Origin of the sequence: Rubripirellula obstinata (assembly GCF_001642955.1) — a bacterium.
In the GTDB taxonomy this organism is placed as follows: domain Bacteria; phylum Planctomycetota; class Planctomycetia; order Pirellulales; family Pirellulaceae; genus Rubripirellula; species Rubripirellula obstinata.
Map to the genome: position 1 here is coordinate 1 of NZ_LWSK01000107.1, position 18798 is coordinate 18798.

Annotated in this window: 14 protein-coding genes; 9 read left to right on the plus strand and 5 right to left on the minus strand. The window is 54.6% G+C overall.

Annotation, left to right across the window (positions count from 1 at the left end; all coding sequences use genetic code 11):
• Window positions 1-462: 462 nt before the first annotated feature.
• On the minus strand, window positions 463-1026 hold the full coding sequence (locus RC85_RS20020) for a peptidylprolyl isomerase (RefSeq protein ID WP_068266113.1): 564 nt from the start codon (window positions 1024-1026) through the stop codon (window positions 463-465).
• 202 nt (window positions 1027-1228) lie between these two features.
• Here RC85_RS20020 and nth point away from each other — a divergent pair, with 202 nt between their 5' ends.
• Entirely contained in the window at window positions 1229-1882 is a 654-nt protein-coding gene (nth, locus tag RC85_RS20025) for an endonuclease III (protein ID WP_068266100.1), read from the plus strand.
• Between the two features lie 112 nt (window positions 1883-1994).
• Here nth and RC85_RS20030 read toward each other — a convergent pair whose 3' ends face one another.
• From RC85_RS20030 to RC85_RS20040, 3 genes are read right to left on the minus strand one after another with little or no spacing between them, the layout of a single operon-like run.
• Window positions 1995-3158 (minus strand): hypothetical protein, encoded by a 1164-nt coding sequence (locus RC85_RS20030; RefSeq protein WP_235033435.1) that lies wholly within the window; start codon window positions 3156-3158, stop codon window positions 1995-1997.
• A gap of 13 nt (window positions 3159-3171) precedes the next feature.
• Window positions 3172-4821: a coiled-coil domain-containing protein gene (locus tag RC85_RS20035; RefSeq protein WP_235033436.1), complete on the minus strand. Its 1650-nt coding sequence runs from the start codon at window positions 4819-4821 to the stop codon at window positions 3172-3174.
• On the minus strand, window positions 4818-7235 hold the full coding sequence (locus RC85_RS20040) for a polyketide synthase (protein ID WP_068266101.1): 2418 nt from the start codon (window positions 7233-7235) through the stop codon (window positions 4818-4820). The genes RC85_RS20035 and RC85_RS20040 overlap by 4 nt, the downstream gene beginning before the upstream one ends.
• A 105-nt stretch (window positions 7236-7340) precedes the next feature.
• Between RC85_RS20040 and hisA the strand changes: the two genes are divergently transcribed.
• Entirely contained in the window at window positions 7341-8132 is a 792-nt protein-coding gene (hisA, locus tag RC85_RS20045; RefSeq protein WP_068266102.1) for a phosphoribosylformimino-5-aminoimidazole carboxamide ribotide isomerase, read from the plus strand.
• A gap of 179 nt (window positions 8133-8311) precedes the next feature.
• The gene (locus tag RC85_RS28575) at window positions 8312-8506 is read left to right on the plus strand and encodes a hypothetical protein (protein WP_157593972.1); all 195 of its coding nucleotides are present in this window, start codon (window positions 8312-8314) and stop codon (window positions 8504-8506) included.
• A gap of 124 nt (window positions 8507-8630) precedes the next feature.
• Here the strand turns inward: RC85_RS28575 and RC85_RS26995 are convergent, their stop codons facing one another.
• Window positions 8631-8831, minus strand: coding sequence for a hypothetical protein (locus tag RC85_RS26995; protein ID WP_149752981.1), 201 nt, complete (start codon window positions 8829-8831; stop codon window positions 8631-8633).
• Window positions 8832-9103: 272 nt separating this feature from the next.
• Between RC85_RS26995 and rpsL the strand changes: the two genes are divergently transcribed.
• The 6 genes from rpsL to RC85_RS20080 all read left to right on the plus strand — a co-directional run bounded on the left by rpsL (window position 9104) and on the right by RC85_RS20080 (window position 18656).
• Complete coding sequence (rpsL, locus tag RC85_RS20055) at window positions 9104-9472, plus strand: 30S ribosomal protein S12 (RefSeq protein ID WP_068266105.1); 369 nt, start codon at window positions 9104-9106, stop codon at window positions 9470-9472.
• A gap of 53 nt (window positions 9473-9525) precedes the next feature.
• Window positions 9526-10002, plus strand: a complete 477-nt coding sequence (gene rpsG / locus RC85_RS20060) for a 30S ribosomal protein S7 (protein WP_068266107.1) — start codon at window positions 9526-9528, stop codon at window positions 10000-10002.
• A 273-nt stretch (window positions 10003-10275) separates the two neighbouring features.
• Window positions 10276-12384, plus strand: coding sequence for an elongation factor G (fusA, locus tag RC85_RS20065; RefSeq protein ID WP_068266108.1), 2109 nt, complete (start codon window positions 10276-10278; stop codon window positions 12382-12384).
• A gap of 424 nt (window positions 12385-12808) precedes the next feature.
• Entirely contained in the window at window positions 12809-14335 is a 1527-nt protein-coding gene (locus tag RC85_RS20070; protein ID WP_068266109.1) for a hypothetical protein, read from the plus strand.
• Between the two features lie 112 nt (window positions 14336-14447).
• The gene (locus RC85_RS20075) at window positions 14448-14717 is read left to right on the plus strand and encodes a hypothetical protein (protein WP_068266111.1); all 270 of its coding nucleotides are present in this window, start codon (window positions 14448-14450) and stop codon (window positions 14715-14717) included.
• A 63-nt stretch (window positions 14718-14780) separates the two neighbouring features.
• Window positions 14781-18656: an FtsK/SpoIIIE domain-containing protein gene (locus RC85_RS20080; RefSeq protein ID WP_068266119.1), complete on the plus strand. Its 3876-nt coding sequence runs from the start codon at window positions 14781-14783 to the stop codon at window positions 18654-18656.
• The last annotated feature ends 142 nt before the right edge of the window (window positions 18657-18798 follow it).

The window sequence follows — 18798 nt, forward strand, 5'->3', positions numbered from 1 at the left end:
CTCCGCGAAACCGAGCCAGAGAATTGGTTACAGAGAATTAGTGAGAGATAGCGCTGTCATCCGGGGATTTACATCCCCGGCAGAGAGCTTCCGTCCCGCCGGGACTATTCACCAGCGTTACGATCGCGGATCGATCCACGACAATTTGCTTTGATTTGTTCGACTTCGCTCGGGATGAGTGACGATACCAATCCGGCGGTAATTAATACGACGTCCCCTGCGAAAGGCGACACTTATTCCCCGCTCGTTCCCTAGTTCGTTTAGCCGCGTTGGGCATCGCCCCGCGCGTTCGGTGCCGCACGACGCGCGGGGCGATGCCCAACGCGGTTAAACGATTTAGAAACCCTTCACGGCGTTGGGTAGCTAGGCGTCTTCTTTCTTCACGCGATTGTCTACAAAAAAATCGCTGACGCCTGGTGATGGCATCAGCAATTTTGAAAGTTTATCGGAAGCGGTTGGTTGCTACTTCAGTTCACCGCAATCGACGATCTTGATTTCTGCCACGGGGCGATCGCTTCGACCGGTCCGTTGCTTTTCGATGGTTTTGACGACGTCCATTCCACCGATCACGCGGCCAAAGACAACGTGTTTGCCGTTGAGGTGCGGTGTGGGCACGGTGGTGATGAAGAATTGCGATCCATTCGTGTTGCGTCCCGCGTTGGCCATGCTCAGCAAGCCGGGAGCGTCATGCACGTAGAGGAATGATTCGTCATCAAACTTTTCGCCATAGATGCTTTCGCCGCCCATGCCATTGCCCATCGTAAAGTCACCGCCTTGCAACATGAAGCCGGGAATCACTCGGTGGAAAATGCTGTCTTTGTAGTGCAGCGGTTTGCCGGAATCGCCCGTGCCACGTTCGCCGGTACAGAGCGAGCGAAAGTTTTCGACAGTTTGCGGCACGTCGTTTCCAAACAAGCCAATTTCGATCCGTCCCGCTGGCTCTCCGCCAATCGAAACATCAAAGAAAACCTTCTTGGTGATCTGGCCTGCGGCGGGCGATTTACCCGCGGTCGCGCTCGGACGCATTCGCGAACCGGATTGAGCCTGCGCGGTGGCGGTGGCAAGGCAGACGACTAATAAACCTACACAAATCTTTAATTCTCGGACCATACTTCGTGGCACTCCATTTAGTTTTCAAAGGGTTTTGCTCATTCACTTCTGGACGGTAGTTTACCGCTGCCCCAGAATTAGCCAATGCTTGGCAATGATTTGAAATAACAGGAATCAGATGCTCAAACAAGAACGTGCCGACCACTTGTTGATCCGGTTGGGCCAAATGTACCCGGATCCGCCGATTCCGCTGGACCATGTCGACGATTTCACACTGTTGGTGGCGGTCTTGCTGAGTGCCCAATGCACCGACAAAAAGGTCAACGAAATCACTCCGGAACTTTTTCGCGTGGCGGGGACACCTGAGCGAATGCGAGATCTGGGCGAGCAGGGCATTTTGGAAGTGATTCGTCCGCTGGGGCTGTCGAAACAGAAGGCCAAGAATCTGGCGAAGTTGGCATTGCTGGTGATTGAGGAACACGACGGGAAAGTTCCGCGTTCGTTTGAAGAGCTTGAATCGCTGCCCGGCGTGGGGCACAAGACCGCCAGCGTCGTGATGAGCCAAGCGTTTGGTGTTCCCGCGTTTCCCGTCGATACCCACATCCATCGGCTGGCTCAGCGTTGGGGGCTATCGAGTGGAAAGAATGTGGTGCAAACCGAAGCAGACCTGAAGAAGCTGTTCCCAGAAGATTCCTGGAATGATCTGCACCTGCAAATCATTTTCTACGGCCGGGAACACTGCACCGCGAGAGGTTGCGACGGAACAAAGTGCTTGCTGTGCAACGAGGTTTATCCCCGGCGGAAAAAACCGGTGGTGTGGATCAAGCCTTAAGCGGATTGAAGTAGACCGTAGCGAGTGGAGCGAGTTACGGCAGGGCGCAAATGCCGTAACTCGCTCCACTCGCTACGGCCTACCAATTCAATACCGAGCCTACAAAGACCTATCAGCCTTCGGTTGCCAACTTGCGGAAGTAGGCTTCGATGGCTTCGCGATAATGGGTGGGCAAGTCGCGGCTGATCTCTTGCAGGGCTTGTTGTCGCTCGGCGGGCGGAAGGTTGCCCCAACCATCGCGGTCATCGATTTTCTTTCGATCGACGTCACCGTTGCCGCTGCCACCGGCGGCTTGGCTGTCCTGCATCGGCGAACCTTGACCACCTTGGCCGTCGGATGGGCTGCCGCTGGATTGGCCTTGTTGCTGTTGCTGCTGCTTTTGTTGCTCTTCGATTTTCTCGATCAACTTGGTCAGCTTGTCGATGATCTTTTGTTCTTGGTCTTGGGTTTGTTCGTCACTGCGGCCAAGATCCAAACGACGCGAAACGTCGGTCATTAAGCGTGAAATCTCGTCAAGCGAATCTTCTTTTAGCGGCTTGATGTCGGCGATCATCATCTTGGCGGTTCGGGAAAAACGCACAGGGATCTCGTCTTCGTTTTCCAGCAGCTTCCGCAGGTCGGCCAACGCTTCTTTCTTCATCAACAACGAGTGGTAGCAAGCACCGCGATAAAACAGCACGGCGGCCGGATCGATCGATTCGGTCGGATCGACTTCGGCGATGACTGGCAGTGCTTCGTCGTACAAGCGTGCTCGGACCAATTCGCGACCAAGCCAAGTTCGGACGCTCATTCGCATCGATTTTGGCAACGACTCAATCGCTGCGTAGACCGCCGTGTTTGGGTCGATCATCTGGCTTGCTTCGGCAATGTTGTCCGACGATTGGCGGATCAGAGCATCGACGACGGCGACACGTGATCGTGACACTTCGACGTAGGCGTCCAGTGGATCGGTGTCGCGTGATTCGATCGCGTCCAGGAATTCGTCGGCCGACAAATCCATTTGGTCAGGCGTGATGCCTAATTGATCGAGTGCCGATCGCAGCATCCGGGCCATCGTGTTGGCGTTGTAGGTTTGCCAGCTCGCGTCGTTTTCAAAACCAGTTTGCGATGAACCACTTTGCGGTAATCTTTGCGAAACGGGTGCCTGGGCGAATGCGGTTTTGGCCAGCGAGCCGGAGAAAAATAGCGAGGCCGCCAAGAAGAATTGGCAGGTGACGAAAACGTTGGGCAAGACGCGGATCGCGCTGCGGGTTTGGTCGAGTGACGTTTGCTTCACAATTACCTCGATATCATTTGTTCCGTTTAGTTACCAAATCCCTGGTGATCTGGTACAGGCGGTTTTGTCGCTGAGCCAAATTTTGCAAAAGCGGCAAAACCTCGTCTCCCGCTGACTCACCTGATTCTAGCAGCCCTGAATAGCGGTCCGTGGTGGATTTAATCCGGGATTGCATGGTGCGTAGCAATTTTAGTTCCGCAAGTGCCTCCACCAACGGCTGTTCGCCTTGTCCGGATTGCCCGGGTTTGCCCTGCTGTTGCTGCTGACGCTGTTTTTCGAGGTCACGCTGAGCTTTTTGCAGGGCTGCGATCATTTCTTCCAGGGCGACCAGAATATCGGCCTGGATTCCTTGCGTCACGACGTCAATTTGAGTCCTAGCGAGCCGATCAGCAACCGCAGCGGTGTCGGAACGGATCCCGGCAACGACTTCGGGAAACGCGACGCTGCTGCCTTCTTCGCGTAAAAGCAGCATCGCACGGTCGGCTTCCAGGGTGATTTTCTTCTCGTCGAATGCCAAATCGCCCGCTTTCAGGTCCGTCGTGCGATCGCGTTGAATTTTTGGAGTCGCCGACAAAGTTTTTGTTTTTTCGAGCACTTCGGTCTGCATTGCCGCCATTTTACGCAGTCTCGATTCCAATTTTGCCAATTCTCGTTGCATCTCTTCTTCCCGAAGCTGACGCAAAATCCGCTCCAGCCGATCGATCGCGGCCCTCAGTTTTTCTTCGGCCTGCCGCTGCTGCTCAGTCGCCTCTTCACGCTTGGATTGATCGAGCTCTTTCTCGGCTTGCTTCATGTTCTCGATCGCTTTTTCAAGCTGCTGCTGGACCTCTTGCTCAGGCGATTGTGGCTGCTGCGGCTGAGATTCCCCTTGCTGCGATTCGCCTTGTTGGGGCTTACCGTCCTGTGGCTTGGAATCACTGGGTTTGGAATCGCTGGGCTTGGATTCACTGGGTTTAGATTCACTGGGCTTGGATTCGCTTGGCTCAGACTTTTCACCAGACTTTGATTCTCCGTCTTTCGGTTCTGACTTCTTGCTCGAAGGCTCAGTCTCCGACCCATCTTTGCTCTCTTTCGATTCTTTCGACTCGTCCTTTTTCTTCTCGTCTTTCTGTTCTTCAAAATCATCGTCTTCATCGAGCCGCTCGCTCAGTTCCTTGCTTCGCTCGGTCACATCCTTCTGTTCCTTCTGGACCCGTTCTAGGTCCGCACCATTCTCGGTTCGCGCGCGAGCACTCCGCTGGTTATTCAGGTTGCGTTTCAGATCCTTAATCAGTTTTGCGAAGCGTTCTTTCTCATCGCGAATCCGTTTGCTGCGATCCTCGCTCATCAACAACTTCAACAGCGACGCCAATTCCGTTTGCGCCCCCGCTTGATTCTCGACAGCTTTTTGAAACTCTTGATTCTTCAGCGATTGTGACGCCGTTCGCAAACGTTCCAGCACAAACTTGTCACGCGATTGCCGCGCCGCACGTCGCAGCAGCGCCGACCGTTCTGGATTTTCGGCAGCCTCAACGTCGGCCAATCGCAGCAGCAATTCTTCCAGCCGCTGATAACGCTCGGCCACACCGCCCTGTTGCTTGGACAGCGCATCGGTATCCCCGTTTGCGATCGTCAAGAACGCAAACAGCAAAATAAACCACGGCATCAAAATTCGTTTCATCATTCAAACAGATCCAATACGCCTTTCTTGCGTTCTTTCTTGGTTTCGTCGATCAATCTTTCCTGGTCTTCGATCAGCCCGCGAACCATATCGAGTATCTCGTTGTAGCTTTCCAGGTCCAGCATTTTTTCTAGCACCGCGGTCAATTGCAGCAAAACATCCTCGGCCGATTGTACGGCATCGGCAGCCTTCTCCGCTGCAACGCCTTGATCGGCAATCGAGCGTTCGACGTCGGTGATCTGTTCGCGAAGCCTTGCCAGCGGATCATCGACGATGCGGCGAAGTGGATCGCGAACGCCCTCGCCGATTCGTTGTTGTCGGTCCACCGAATCGACTCGGTTGTTGACCATTTCCAACAAGATGTCGTCCAGCGATGCGGCAATGCCCGACAGTTCTTCGGATGTTTTGGCGGCTTGCAATCCACTTTGTTGAACACGAAGCCGACGAACCTGAGTGACACGGGTTTGATCGGTTTTCTCCGGATCGGATTCGGCATCAGCGACAGGCTCCGTTTCCAAACCGCGTTGCAACAGGCTTAGTGCATCGCGAAGGCCCCTGGTTTCGTTGATCGTTTGTTCCAGCCGCGATCGCAAAGCCAATTCACGACGCTCCATCAGCGACAGCAGTTTTTCAGGCGTCACGATTTGGAGACGGAAGACTTCGCTGCGAGTCAGATGGCTTCCAGATAAGTTGTAGCGGTCGGACGCTTCGCCAATCACGTTGATCGCATCGCCGTTTTCTCCATTGCCCGGAACCAATTCCGGCAAACTTCCCGCCGCGATCAAATCTCGCAGATCCATTTCGGAAACCGCTTTGCCGTCCCGGTCAATGGTCGGTTGCTTGGACGTCGTCACGGGCTCTTCGTCCTTGCGATCACTGGTGTCGGAAAACGATGGAGTGATCGAGAAGCTTAGTTGCTCAATCCCGTAATCATCGCTGACCTGTGCTTCGATCGGAATCCGAGCCGCAGCGGTGACGGCGCTGCCGATGCCGACCAGTTTCATTTTCAATTCCGGCGGCTCATCCAGGACCACGCCAAGTAAGTATCGGTACGGTGCCTGAGCCGAAATGCCGCTGGCGTCGATCGGCACGATCGCGACCGTTGTTGGGCTGGTGAAGTTTTCGATTTTTAAACGCAAACTACGGCGGTCATCGGAGTAGTCCACTGTAAACGGAACCTCATCGTCGCCCACCGTTCGCACTCGCACCTGAGCTTCGCCAAGCGGAACACTGGACTGGGCCATCAATGTCACGTTGCTGCCTTCGGCCAATCGCAACCCAGCTTGATAAGCGGTCAAGCGATCGAATTCACCGGATTGCTCGCCACTGGTCAATTGCTCTCCACTGGTCAGCCGAAGGTAGTCCGGGTACCGCACGCCGACTTGCATCTCGGTGATCACGGGCGGCATGACCGCTTCGATTCGATAACCATCCAGTCGATCATCCAATCCGCGAACGCTCAACAAAACCGAATCGCTTAAACTGGCCAGCGGTGGTCCGTCCAACAGAAAAGATTGGTAGCCGTCAGTCACTCGCCCGACACGCCGCATGTTCGACTGACCAGATGATTCCGAAACATCGCCACTGCTTTCGAGCGACTCGGTGGTCTCGTAGTGGACCGTGCAAACGACCGGCAACTCGGCTCCGTCATCCGCCTTCGCTCGTATTCGCAGCGCACCTTGGCTGCCGCGAGGCAACCGAACAACCTTGTCAACAAAAGGAATCAGAGTCGGTGGTGACGTGTCGTTTTCGTTCACTGAAACGACGGGCAATTCGATGCCGACCATTTCAAGCTGCGCGCGTCGAGGCCAGGGGTCGTCCGACAACAGCGTTAACCGCGATGCGGCTCGGCCAAACGCCTGAGGACTGACCGCCAGCATCACGATCGCCGCCAGTAACAGGGGTGCCGCGATCATTGCTTTTTTCACCAGCGGAGCCAAGCGGAAAACTCTTGCCGGATCGACTTCGTTGATCTTTGCAGCGGCTTGTTCGTGAACTTGGCGGAGCAATTCGGGGGAATGCGAATCACCGTCGCGTCCAGGTTGGTTTAACTGAACCGCGGTCACCAACCGGCCACCCAGATCGGGATGATGCCGTTCAACCAACAACGCCAGCGAATCATCGGGCAGCGGTCGTTGCAGCCGACCGATCAACATTTTCCAGGCCAAGAAACCGATCGTTGCGATGGCTGTGACCAACAGGATCAGCCGGGCCAACCGAGGCATTTCGGTGCCGCCCAAAATCACTGGGAAGTAATCGAGTGCAAACCCCAACCAAAACGCCGCCATCAAAACGGCAACGATGGTTAAAACTGAATCCCAAACAACAAACCGGCGAATTCGATGTCGAAGCCCACCCAACAAGCTGGTCAATCGCGGATCCAAGGCCGTCGGGGAAGATCGTTCGTTAAAAGACATGTATGATGACGCGGGCGAAAAGTGGCTTGGAGACTAAGCTTTGGTAGTCCCACCCGTTATAGCGTATGCCCATCATTTCCTAACACCTAATCCCCATCTGATGCATTGACACAATTTCGACCCTGCATCGATTTGCACCAAGGCCGCGTCAAGCAGATTGTTGGCGGCACGCTGGCTGATGCAGACAATTCTGCGGTCGAAAACCACGTTGCCGATCATCCGCCGACCTGGTTCGCTAAAAAATACGCAGGCGACAAACTTACCGGCGGCCACGTCATTAAATTGGGGCCTGGCAACGACGAAGCAGCCACGGCGGCATTGGCAGCTTACCCAGGCGGGCTGCAAATTGGCGGCGGAATCACGTCAAGCAACGCAAAACACTGGCTCGATGCCGGCGCGTCGCACGTCATCGTGACTTCGTGGCTTTTCGATCAAGCGGGGCAGATTCTGGAAGACCGGCTCGCCCAGTTGGTTACGGCCATCGGGAAAAGTCGGATCGTGATCGACCTCAGTTGCCGTCGAACCAGCGACGACGACAAACATCCAACTTGGCATGTGGCCAGCGACCGCTGGCAAACCATCACAAGCTTAGAAATCACGCAATCCAATCTGAATTGGCTTTCCGAATTCGCCGACGAATTCCTGATCCACGCCGCTGATGTGGAAGGTCTGTGCGGCGGTGTTGACCAACAGTTGGTGGCTGAACTGGGCAAATGGGGAGGCTTACCGATGACTTACGCCGGCGGTGTTGCTGCCATGGAAGACGTCCAGTTCATCGATCAGGCCAGCCAATCCAAATTGGACGTCACCGTCGGCAGCGCCTTGGATCTGTTTGGCGGACAAGGAATCCGCTACGACGAATTGGTCGATTGGAACCGCGAAACCAACCGTAGCTGATCCCGCCAGGGTTCAGGCCGGCAGGCAATGCGGTGAAGGGTTTAACCGCGTGGGCATCGCCCCGCGCGTTCATGCGGGGCGAAAACGCGCGGGGCGATGCCTGGGCTGATGAAAATGCGGTGGGTGATGTTATTCGCGAACCAGTCGAACATTGCAAATTGCAAAATGAACATTGCAAATTGAAAATTCTTGGAAAGCGGTATTCGCTGGTCAATTTACATTTTGCAATGTTCATTTTGCAATTTGCAATCAACACCGAGGCCGGTCAGCCACAAATCCCCAAAGCCATCCAGGTTCCCTACACGCAAGCATTTTCACCAGCCCAGGCGATGCCCGACGCGGTTAACCGAAACAATGGTGTTTTACTGGGCTAACACTCTTTGAGGCGTTGGCCGGCACCCCCGGCCACCTCGGCTGAACCGTGGCCGGTTCAGCTACAAATCGACCGAGTTTGGGACAAACTCGGCTACAAATGGATCGAGTTTGGGACAAACTCGGCTACTCTCCGTCGTGCCCTACATTGCTTCGCAGGGCATATCGAAGTGAGTCGCGGCGAGAGTCCAGGCGAATCGCTGTGACCACATCCTCTAGCATCGGGGACGTCGGCCACTCGCTTGATTCGCTTGGAACCGGTTTGGCGGCCTGCGTCAGAGCTTCTTCTGCGGAGGATACTTGCTCTAAAATCGTTGTGGTTGTCATGCTTGTTTAACCCTGGCGGGAAAGTGACTTTATTGCTGTAACGTGAACAAAAGTGGACCTAAACATCGTCGTCTAGGCCTCGATACCGGTAATTCCCGGCGACAAAACAAACACGCGTTAGCGATCGCCAGAAACCGCACTTCGATCAAAAAAGTTGGAAGCTATTGACATTATTTTGGCGGTCGCGATACTTTCGCGACCACAACCACAAGTTTGTCACGAAAAAACCTGCCACTTCAAACTGCCTCTTTTAACTGTAACCAGGGCAATCAATGCCAACCATTAATCAACTCGTCCGCAAACGCCGCAAGCTAAAGAAGCGTCAAAGCAAGTCGCCTGTCCTAGAAAAGTGCCCTCAAAAGCAGGGTGTTTGTCTGCAAGTGCGAACCATGACGCCGAAAAAGCCCAACTCGGCACTGCGAAAGATCTCGCGAGTTCGATTGAGCAACGGCAAAGAAGTCACGGTCTACATCCCCGGCGAAGGCCACAACCTGCAGGAACACTCGATTGTGCTCGTTCGCGGTGGTCGTATTCGCGATTTGCCTGGTGTTCGATACCAAGTCGTCCGCGGTTCACGCGATGCATTGGGCGTCGATGGCCGTAAGCAATCGCGTAGTCGTTACGGCGTGAAGAAGAAGTAGTTTCGCCAACTTATCAATCCAGCCAACTCAACAACCTAGACTGAAATCATTTCATGGGACGTATCACTTCCAGCCGCACCCAGATGAAGCCCGACCCGCGGTTCAATTCAATGTTGGCCAGCAAGTTCATCAATTGCTTGATGCTTGATGGTAAGAAAACCACCGCCCAGCGAGTGTTTTACGACGCATTGGAAGAAATCGGAAAACGCGGTGAAGTCGCTGATCTGACTCCCATCGAAGTTTTCGACGCGGCGATTGAAAACATTAAGCCGTACATCGAAGTTCGCAGCAAGCGAGTCGGTGGTGCCAGCTATCAAGTTCCGATGCAGGTCAATCGTGCTCGTCAACAAAGCCTCGCTTTCCGCTGGTTGCTAACCGCAGTCCGCGACAAGAAAGGTCGTCCAATGCACTTGAAATTGGCCGACGAATTGTTGTCTGCCTACAAGAAAGAAGGCGTCGCCTACACCAAGCGAGAAAACACGCACCGCATGGCCGACGCTAACAAAGCGTTCGCCCACTTCGCTTGGTAAACAGCGTCCCATCGAATTTCAAAGCCGCGACCGGATTCGTTCTGAGTCGCGGTTTTTTATGCGCTGTCGCCCCCAACCGTAGGCCGGTAACAAGACGCGACAGCGGCGCAGTTCCGGCAATACAGTTCCGGCAATCCGACCAACACCACTGCCGGAACTTCGCTTCGCTTGTTCCGGCCTACACTTGCTTCGCCCCTTCGAGCCATCGTGGCTCTGGTTTACATTCTTACAAATCACTTCGATCCAAGACCTGCGTTTTCCTCCGGCAACACCATGGCCTCCGACATATCCAAGCTTCGCAACATTGGCATCATTGCCCACATCGATGCGGGCAAAACCACCGTCACCGAACGGATGCTTTATCTATCGGGTGCAAAGCATCGCGTTGGCCGCGTCGATCACGGAACCACCGACACCGACGATGACCCGGAAGAACAAGAACGCGGGATCACGATCTTTTCTGCTTGCGTGAAGTACAAGTGGAAAGACTACAACATCAACTTGCTGGACACGCCCGGCCACGTTGATTTTACCGCCGAAGTTGAACGTTGCTTGCGAGTGCTTGACGGTGCCGTGACGGTTTTCTCGGCTCGTGAAGGTGTCGAAGCGCAGAGCGAAACCGTTTGGCGACAAGCCGATCGATACAACGTTCCGCGAATCGTTTTCATCAACAAGATGGATCGCGAAGGAGCGAACTTTGAAGCGGTGCTGGGCGACATCGCACCGCGACTTGGCGGCCGGCCGGTACCGATCGAAATTCCCGTCGGCCAAGGGCCCGCTCACGTGTCCGATCCGTTTCGCGGCGTGATTGATCTGGTCGATATGAAGATGCTGCAATTCGATCCCGAAACCGAAGGCAAGGAAGTGACCGAGACCGACATTCCGGCTGAATTGCTGGACGACGCCATGTTGTGGCGCGAGCAAATGTTGGAAGCAGTTTACGACCTCAGCGAAGAAGCCGCGATGTTGGCTTTGGAAGAGAAAGAGATTTCGCGTGACATGATCTTGGCTGCACTCCGCCATGGTGTGCTGGAACGAAAGATCCAGGTTCTGTTATGCGGATCGGCCCTGCACGGCATTGGCGTCCAGCCGTTGATGACCGCCGTCGGAAACTTCCTGCCCAGTCCCCTGGACCGACCGCCCGTCGAAGGGATCGACCCCAAGAAAGCAGACAAAGGACAGGATGGCAAAAAACTTTTGCGCAAGCCCGATGTAAAGGAACCGTTTTGCGGGTTGGTCTTCAAAATTCTGCCCGCCAAAACTGGCGACAACTATTGGATCCGCGTTTACAGCGGCGAACTAAAACAGAACTCACGTGTTCACTGTCCGAACCGCGACAAAAAAGAAAACATCGCTCAGATTTGGCAAATCCACGCGACCAAGAAAGATCGCGAAGGGCAAACTGAAACCGTCAGCGCCGGTGACATTGCGTGCGTGATCGGACCCCGTTTCGCCATCACCGGTGACACCGTTTGCGACACCAAAGAACTTATCGAATTGCCCAGCATCAAGTTTGCCGAATCAGTCATCTCGATGGCGATCGAACCCGAAAACACGGGCGACAAAAAGAAGCTCGAAGAAACGCTCGACATGCTTCGTCGCCAAGACCCAACTTTTCACGCTCTGGAAAATGAAGAGACAGGTCAAACGTTGATCAGCGGCATGGGCGAACTGCACCTCGAAGTGATCCAGCATCGCCTGACCCGTGACTTTGGATTGAACGTCAAATTTTATAAGCCGCGTGTTAATTATCGCGAAACGATCGGTGGGACGGCCGACGTTGTCGGTGTGTGTAACCGTCAAATCGGCGCGACTCAAATGTTCGCTCGCCTGAGCGTCAAAATTTCTCCGCTGGATGATTCATCTGCTCCGGTGCAAGTGTTTGATCGACTGCCGCCCGACACGCCGCTATCTAATGCGATGCGCGATGCGGCGATGGATGAACTGCGTGAACGAGCCGCTGGTGGCGGAATGATTGCCGGGTTCCCGTTGTCGGGTGTTCGGATCGAAGCCTACGCCGCCGAGGTTGCCGAAGAAGGCAGCGATGAAGTCGCGTTCCGCATCGCCGCGGGTGACGCGTTCGACAATGCGATGCAGAAAGCCGGCCCAGTGTTGCTGGAACCGGTGATGAAGGTCGAGGTCACGACGCCCGAGGACTACATGGGCGAACTGGTCGGCGATTTGCAGCAGCGTCGTGCGATCATCGCCGCCACGGAAGCTCGCGGAGCGATGACGGTGATCACTGCCCACGCCCCGCTAAAGGAAATGTTCGGCTACAGCGGAGCGGTGCGAAGCCTTTCCCAGGGCCGCGCCGGCAGCAGCATGGAACCGCTGAACTATCAGCCAGCCCCCAAAGCCGACGCCGATTCGTTCTTGATCTAGTCGCCGGGTTTTGATGGCGTCGGTTTTCGATCAGACTGTGTTCAAGATGACATTGTGCCTGTTGTTCCGCGTGCCAGATCAGCCGGGGCCTGAATCAGAAATGGTACTTACTTTTAAACATTGAACTGCCCCGGAGGGGTAATAGAACCGGCATTTGCTCGCTGTCGCCCCTGCCGGGGCTTCGGTTTTTTTGCTGCGTCAGGCTCCGTGGGCCAAGGCCCACGGCACAGTGCTGACGCCCCATCCGGGGCTAAAGTAACTGCTGACGCCCCATCCGGGGCTAAAGTAAGTGCTGACGGCCCATCCGGGGCTAAAGCAAGTGCAGTCGGCCTAACATGCCACGCGAATCCAACGGACCGCACGAAACGCGCGGGCCGTTGGGCACGCGGATTAACTTAAATCTCCGCCAACACCGTTTTGACCGATGACCGACTTTTCACCGCCGCTCGAAGCCCTTTTGTCGCCCGATGCCGATCCGGTTGCCGCCGGATGGCAATTGCGTGAATTGGCGGAATCGGCAATCGATCGTGGTTCCGAATTGCTAACTGAATTGGCTGCTCAAAGCGATTCGATCGCGACCGCTGATCCGGCTGTTGTTGGTGCGATCTTACGAGTCATTCACCACGTGACGTTGGCTGCGGGCGGAGAAATCGGCAAAGATTTGGATCTGGCGTCGATCGCGAAAGTGGAATCTGCTCTGCCGGATACCGTGCCCAATCGACATTTACTCTTGCAATTGATGGCGATGCTGCGGACCGATGAATCTCTGCGTTTGCTGGTGGATCGCTTGATCGAATCCCCGCCCAAGCAGTGGATCGAAGCGGGGCAAGTGTTAAGCCCGCTGATGCAGCACGACGATTGGTCGGTCACGGCGGTCTATCCAAAATTGCTGGACGCGTTGCAACATCCGTCACTCGCCTCACCACTATTGGATCTAGCAAACTATTTGTTTCGCAAGGGACGCATCGACCAACATCCGGCGACCGGTCGATCGGACATGGTTAACACCTTGCTTGGCGAAGTCACCAATCGGCTGGCTAGTTTTGAAGAGAATCCGCACTTCTTTGGCGATGACGTGGCAACCGTCCAGGACCGTTTGGGCGAAGCGGTGGCGCTGGCGGTTTCACTTTGCGATACCGCCGGCCAACTGGGGGAAGAATCCTCGATCGCAAAGCTGTATCAAACCGTTGAATTGAAGCATCGCCGCGTTCAATGCGAAGCCGCCGGGGCGTTGGCTCGGTTGGGTGCCGTGATTGGTCGCGAACGATTACTAAAGCTTGCATCGGAGCCCGCGGCGCGACTGCGCGCGATCCACTATGCGGACGAATTGCAGTTTGGCGATTCAGTGGACGAAGAATTCCGCAGCGAGGAAGCAACCGCGGAAGCAGAAATGGCACTCTGGTTGACTCAGCCGCAGCAGATGGGCGTGCCGCCAACCGGCATCGAGGTCGTCGACCGGCGTCGCATGTTATGGCCAAGCTTCCAGGATCCGATTGACGTTTTTCTGGTACGGTTTGAATACAGCTTTGGCGACCAGATCTACAGCAACGTTGGCATCACCGGACCGGTTGCGTTTTCACTGTCCGCCGATGTCGCCGACTTGCCCGTTGACGATATCTATTCAATCTACGCTGGCTGGCATGCTGATCACCCAGAGATTTTTGCGGTGCCTCGCGACCAGCTTAACGAAGCACAAGTCAGGGCGATGCGATCGTTTCAAGATCACCTCGATCGAAGCGATTACGAATCACTAGAGCCATTATTGTTGGGTGTTTTCCTGGACGAAAAGGCTGGCGTTTTTTCGGCCTTGCGAGAAGAAAAACCCTGCATTGTTATCACCGATGGTTTAGAAACGATGGACCAACCCGTGTCCGGGCGGTCACGTCCCCTGGAAGCGGGCGACATGTTCAATCTGTACAAAGGTCGAAAAATGCTTCGGACTTTTAACTAAGGAACAAGCGAAGTTCCATAGTCGCCTTTCGCTCCGCGAAAGCAGCGGATTCGCTACTTTCGCAGAGCAAAGGCGACACTATTTCCCCGCTCGTTCCAAAAGGCCACCCTCAATGTCTTCGCGCGATTCCGAATTCCAAACCGGACGATTGACTGATTGTGAAAATCGATTTCAGCGGGATTTCGTCGAGTTCTCCCGGCTGTGGAGCGACACCAAGACGGATTGGGCCGACGCAAGACGCAGCCAATTTGAACGTGAACATCTGTCTTCTTTGGGGCCAAGTTTAAGTCGGTTGACCGCGGCTTTGCACGAATTCACGTCTGTGATCGATCTAGCCAATCGGCAACTGAGCGATCCCCATTGCCAATGGAGCGATCGCTGAGCGAGTAGAATAAAGCTGTCATGGATTCTGTTGGATCGGTGGTTCAGTGAGCAAGGCGATCAAATGAAAGATTCTTCGGTTGGGCCGACTAAGTTGTTAAACGTCGATCGGTTTGGCAAGTTACTTGCCGGCATGCGTCATCGGATCCAGGCGACCAGTCAGCGGCAGTGCGAGCTTTCGGCCAAGCATGCTAGTCAGGGCGAATCTTTAGCTGCGAAGTTGAAGCAGCAACGAGACGAGGTGATGTCGCGATGCCGCGGCCAACGGCAAGAAATGCTTCACCACTGGGACAAGACCGAAGAAGAATTGACGTCTCAGTACGAGCGACGTGCGGTGGCGGGACGTACCGAATTGAATCGAATGGCAGTCGTTTTTCGACGAAAAAAAACGGAAGAGATCCAGACGATTGAACGAAAAGTGCAAAGCCGCCATCAGGCCGTATTGCATCAATTTGAAAACCGCAAAAATCAACCTGGGCAAAACCAACGCAGAGAAACCAAACGCATCGACGAGGCACTCGTTCCAATTGCCGAGCACGTTGAATGGGCCAGAGCGTTGACCATCCGACGGTTGGATGGGTTACCCGAGGTCGGCGAAGCAAGTCCAGAAGAAGAAGATTTCAGTGAGCCTGAACCTGCGTCTGTTAAAGAAGCCGTAGACACGATTGCAGTGCTGACTCGAAAGTGCCAACAAGTCGTCGATGACATGCAGGAAGGTGCGGCGTCAAAGATCGTTGATTCTTTCTATCTGCCGGCCGCGGTTGCGGGTTTCATTGTGGTGTGGGCGGCGATTGCGTTGTTGGTGGTCACCGAAAATCGCTACTTATGGGCTGCCGCCGGAATCATTCCAGCAGGGATCTTGGGTTTCGGTGCCTATTTGATTTTGCTGTGGCCGCTGAAGAAAACGACTCGCGAGCTGTACCCCAAGGTCGAACGGATTGCTCGCTGCGCGGATCAGACAGCCAAAGCCGGACGCAGTATTTCTCTTCGTGTCGCTGCGGATGCGTCCAGGGAATTGGTTGGGCGACGTGATGAACACATCGCTGCAGCGGATCGCTGGAAGAAAGAACAGTTGGCCGAAATTGAACAACGCTTTGCAACGGAGGAAGCTGATAGCCGAAAACATTTGGTCGAGGTCTTGGGGATCGCGGATCAAGACTACGCCCAGCGAATGAAATCTGTGACCGCCGAAATGAATGCGAAAGCGGAAACGCTCGCCGGCCAGATTACTCAAACGCTATCGCAAACTGATTCACAAAGCAACGAACAGCTTGAACTTTCGGCGTCGGTTCGATCGCGAGAACAACAGGGGCTGCAGGATCGATTGAACCACGGAATCAGTCGCGGGCTGAGCCGAATGAAGGTAACCGAGCAACAGGTTGAATCTGATTTTCCTGCTTGGAGTTCATGGCTTGATGCCGATACCACGAACGCAACTCATGTCGATTATTTGCCGCTTGGATCGTTGTCGATCGGTAAAGATCTAAAAGGCATCGTGGCGGAAACTGATTCAGAAATCCCTGAATCAGTGCCGATTGTTTTGCACCGTCGGTTGCACAGTGCTTTGGTGATCCAGGCAGACGAAGCGTCGATGAACCGAGCGATTGATTTAGCTCATCAGGTGCTTTGGCGTTTGCTTGCAGGTGCCGCGCCGTCAAAAGCAAAGCTGACTTTGATCGACCCGTTAGGACGTGGCCAGCATTTCACCAGCTTCATGGCTCTGGCTGATCATGATCCGGCAATGATCGGACATCGCGTTTGGACCACTGACGCTAAGATCGAAGAACGGTTGGCAGAAATTGCAAGTCATATCGAGGATGTTCTGCAATCATCGCTGCGTGACCGATTCGAGCGTATCGAAGACTACAACCAAGTTGCCGGTTCGATGTCCGAACCCTATCGCGCGATCGCGGCGGTCGGTTTTCCCGACGGGCTGTCGCGTGAAGGGCACAAGCACCTTCAGGCGGTCATCGACAGCGGGCTTCGCTGCGGAATTTTTACCGTGCTTGTTTGCGATTCGTCGAAACCTTGGCCATCCGATATGCCGCTTCCATCGGGCGAAAAAGTTCTATCGCTTTGTGTTGATTCGGAAAATGGCTGGCGAGTGCAGGTCGAAGGTGTTGAGGAATTAGTGTTCTCTCCTGCGTCCCCTCCACGGCCGCCCGTTCGAGAGGCTTTGGTCGAAAAAATCGGCACAGCATCCGTGAAAGCAGCACGAGTCGAGGTTCCATTGGATACTGTTTTGTCTGCGGTCCCAGAAGGTCAAGGTTCCACGGATGACGCAGTCGAAATCGCCGTCGGCAGCCAGGGTGCGAATCGCCTGTTGGCATTGAAGTTGGGCGAGGGCGTCAAGCAGCATGTTTTGATCGCGGGGAAAACAGGATCCGGCAAGAGCACCCTGCTGCATTCGATCATCACGTCAGGTGCCTATCACTATCGTCCCGATCAACTGCACTTTTACCTGTTGGACTTTAAAAAAGGCGTCGAGTTTAAGGTCTATGCCGAGACTGGTTTGCCTCACGCACGTGTGATCGGGATTGAAAGTGAACGTGAATTTGGTCGCAGTGTGTTGCAGCGTCTGGACAAAGAACTGCAAGAACGCGGTGAAGCGTTTCGCGCGGCCAACGTGCAGGAACTAGATCAATACCGAAAAGAATCCGATCAATCGATGCCGCGAATCATGTTGGTGATCGATGAGTTTCAAGAACTGTTTGTTCGTGATGATCGCTTGGCGGGCGATTGCTCGATGCTGCTGGATCGATTGGTTCGACAAGGTCGATCGTTTGGGATCCACGTCGTTTTGAGCAGCCAATCGCTGGCCGGTGCTTACTCGCTGCCTCGAGCAACGCTGGGGCAAATGGCCGTTCGAATCGCGATGCAGTGCAGTGAATCCGACGCGGCGTTGGTACTGTCCGATGACAACACCGCCGCCCGATTGATCGAACGACCAGGCGAAGCGATCTATAATGACGCGGGCGGATTGGTCGAAGGCAATCAACCGTTTCAGGTCGCGTGGTTATCACCGACGCGACACCGCGAAATCCTAAGCAGTATCACTGCCAGGGATCAAGTCGATGCAGCGGTAATGCCTGCTGCTGTTATTTTCCAGGGCAACCGTCCGTGCCATTGGACGCCATCTTTGGCAAGCGAAGCCATCCATGACGCCGGTTCGTCTGGCGCACTTGTCGGTTTGCTTGGCGAATCCGTGGAGATCGGGCCACCTGTTTCTTTACAATTAACACGTGACACAGGCCGAAACGTATTGCTAGTTGCATCGACAGCCTCCGCGGTTCACGTCATGGCTTCCTCGGTCGCAGGCATGATCAAAACGTCGGATGGAAAGCTTAGTGTTATCCACTTCGACGGTTCGCGTGCCGATGACGATGCCGCGATCGGTCCTTGGATGGCTGGCGTTGGTATTCAGGCAGCGTCTATCTCGCCGCGTGATGGCGAATCTGAAATGGTTCGAATCGCTGAGTTGGTGTCGAAACGTATGGAGTCACAGAAAGATGCACCGGAGGAATCTTCGTCGTCACCCACTTTGATACTGATCGATCAATTGGAAAGATTTCGTGATCTGCGCCAGGATGAATCGTTTAGCTTCTCGCTAGACAGTGAGGCGGGCGTGAGTGGTTCCGCTGCGTTTCAGAACGTGCTCAAAGACGGTCCATCGGTTGGCGTTTTTGTGATGGCGAGTTGTGGTGGAGCGGAAACGTTTTCGCGTTGGGTGCCTCGATCGAGTCAGCATGACTTTGAACTGAGAGTTCTCGGCCAGATGAATGCGAATGATTCGTCGTTGCTGATTGATTCTCCCGCAGCATCCGACCTAACCGCTGCAACACTGTTGTTTTTCGATAACTCAAATGGGCGTATCACAAAGTTCCGGCAATGTGAATTACCAGACGCCAAAACCGTTAAGGGATGGATCGGTGACGCCTAAAAATCTGTTTTCAAACGTAGCTGATCCCGCCAGGGTTCAGTCCAACACCGTGAAGAGTTTTGGTCCCGGAAAACACGGGTTAGTTCGTTTAACCGCGTGGGCATCGCCCCGCGCGTCGTGCTGGCCCGAACGCGCGGGGCGA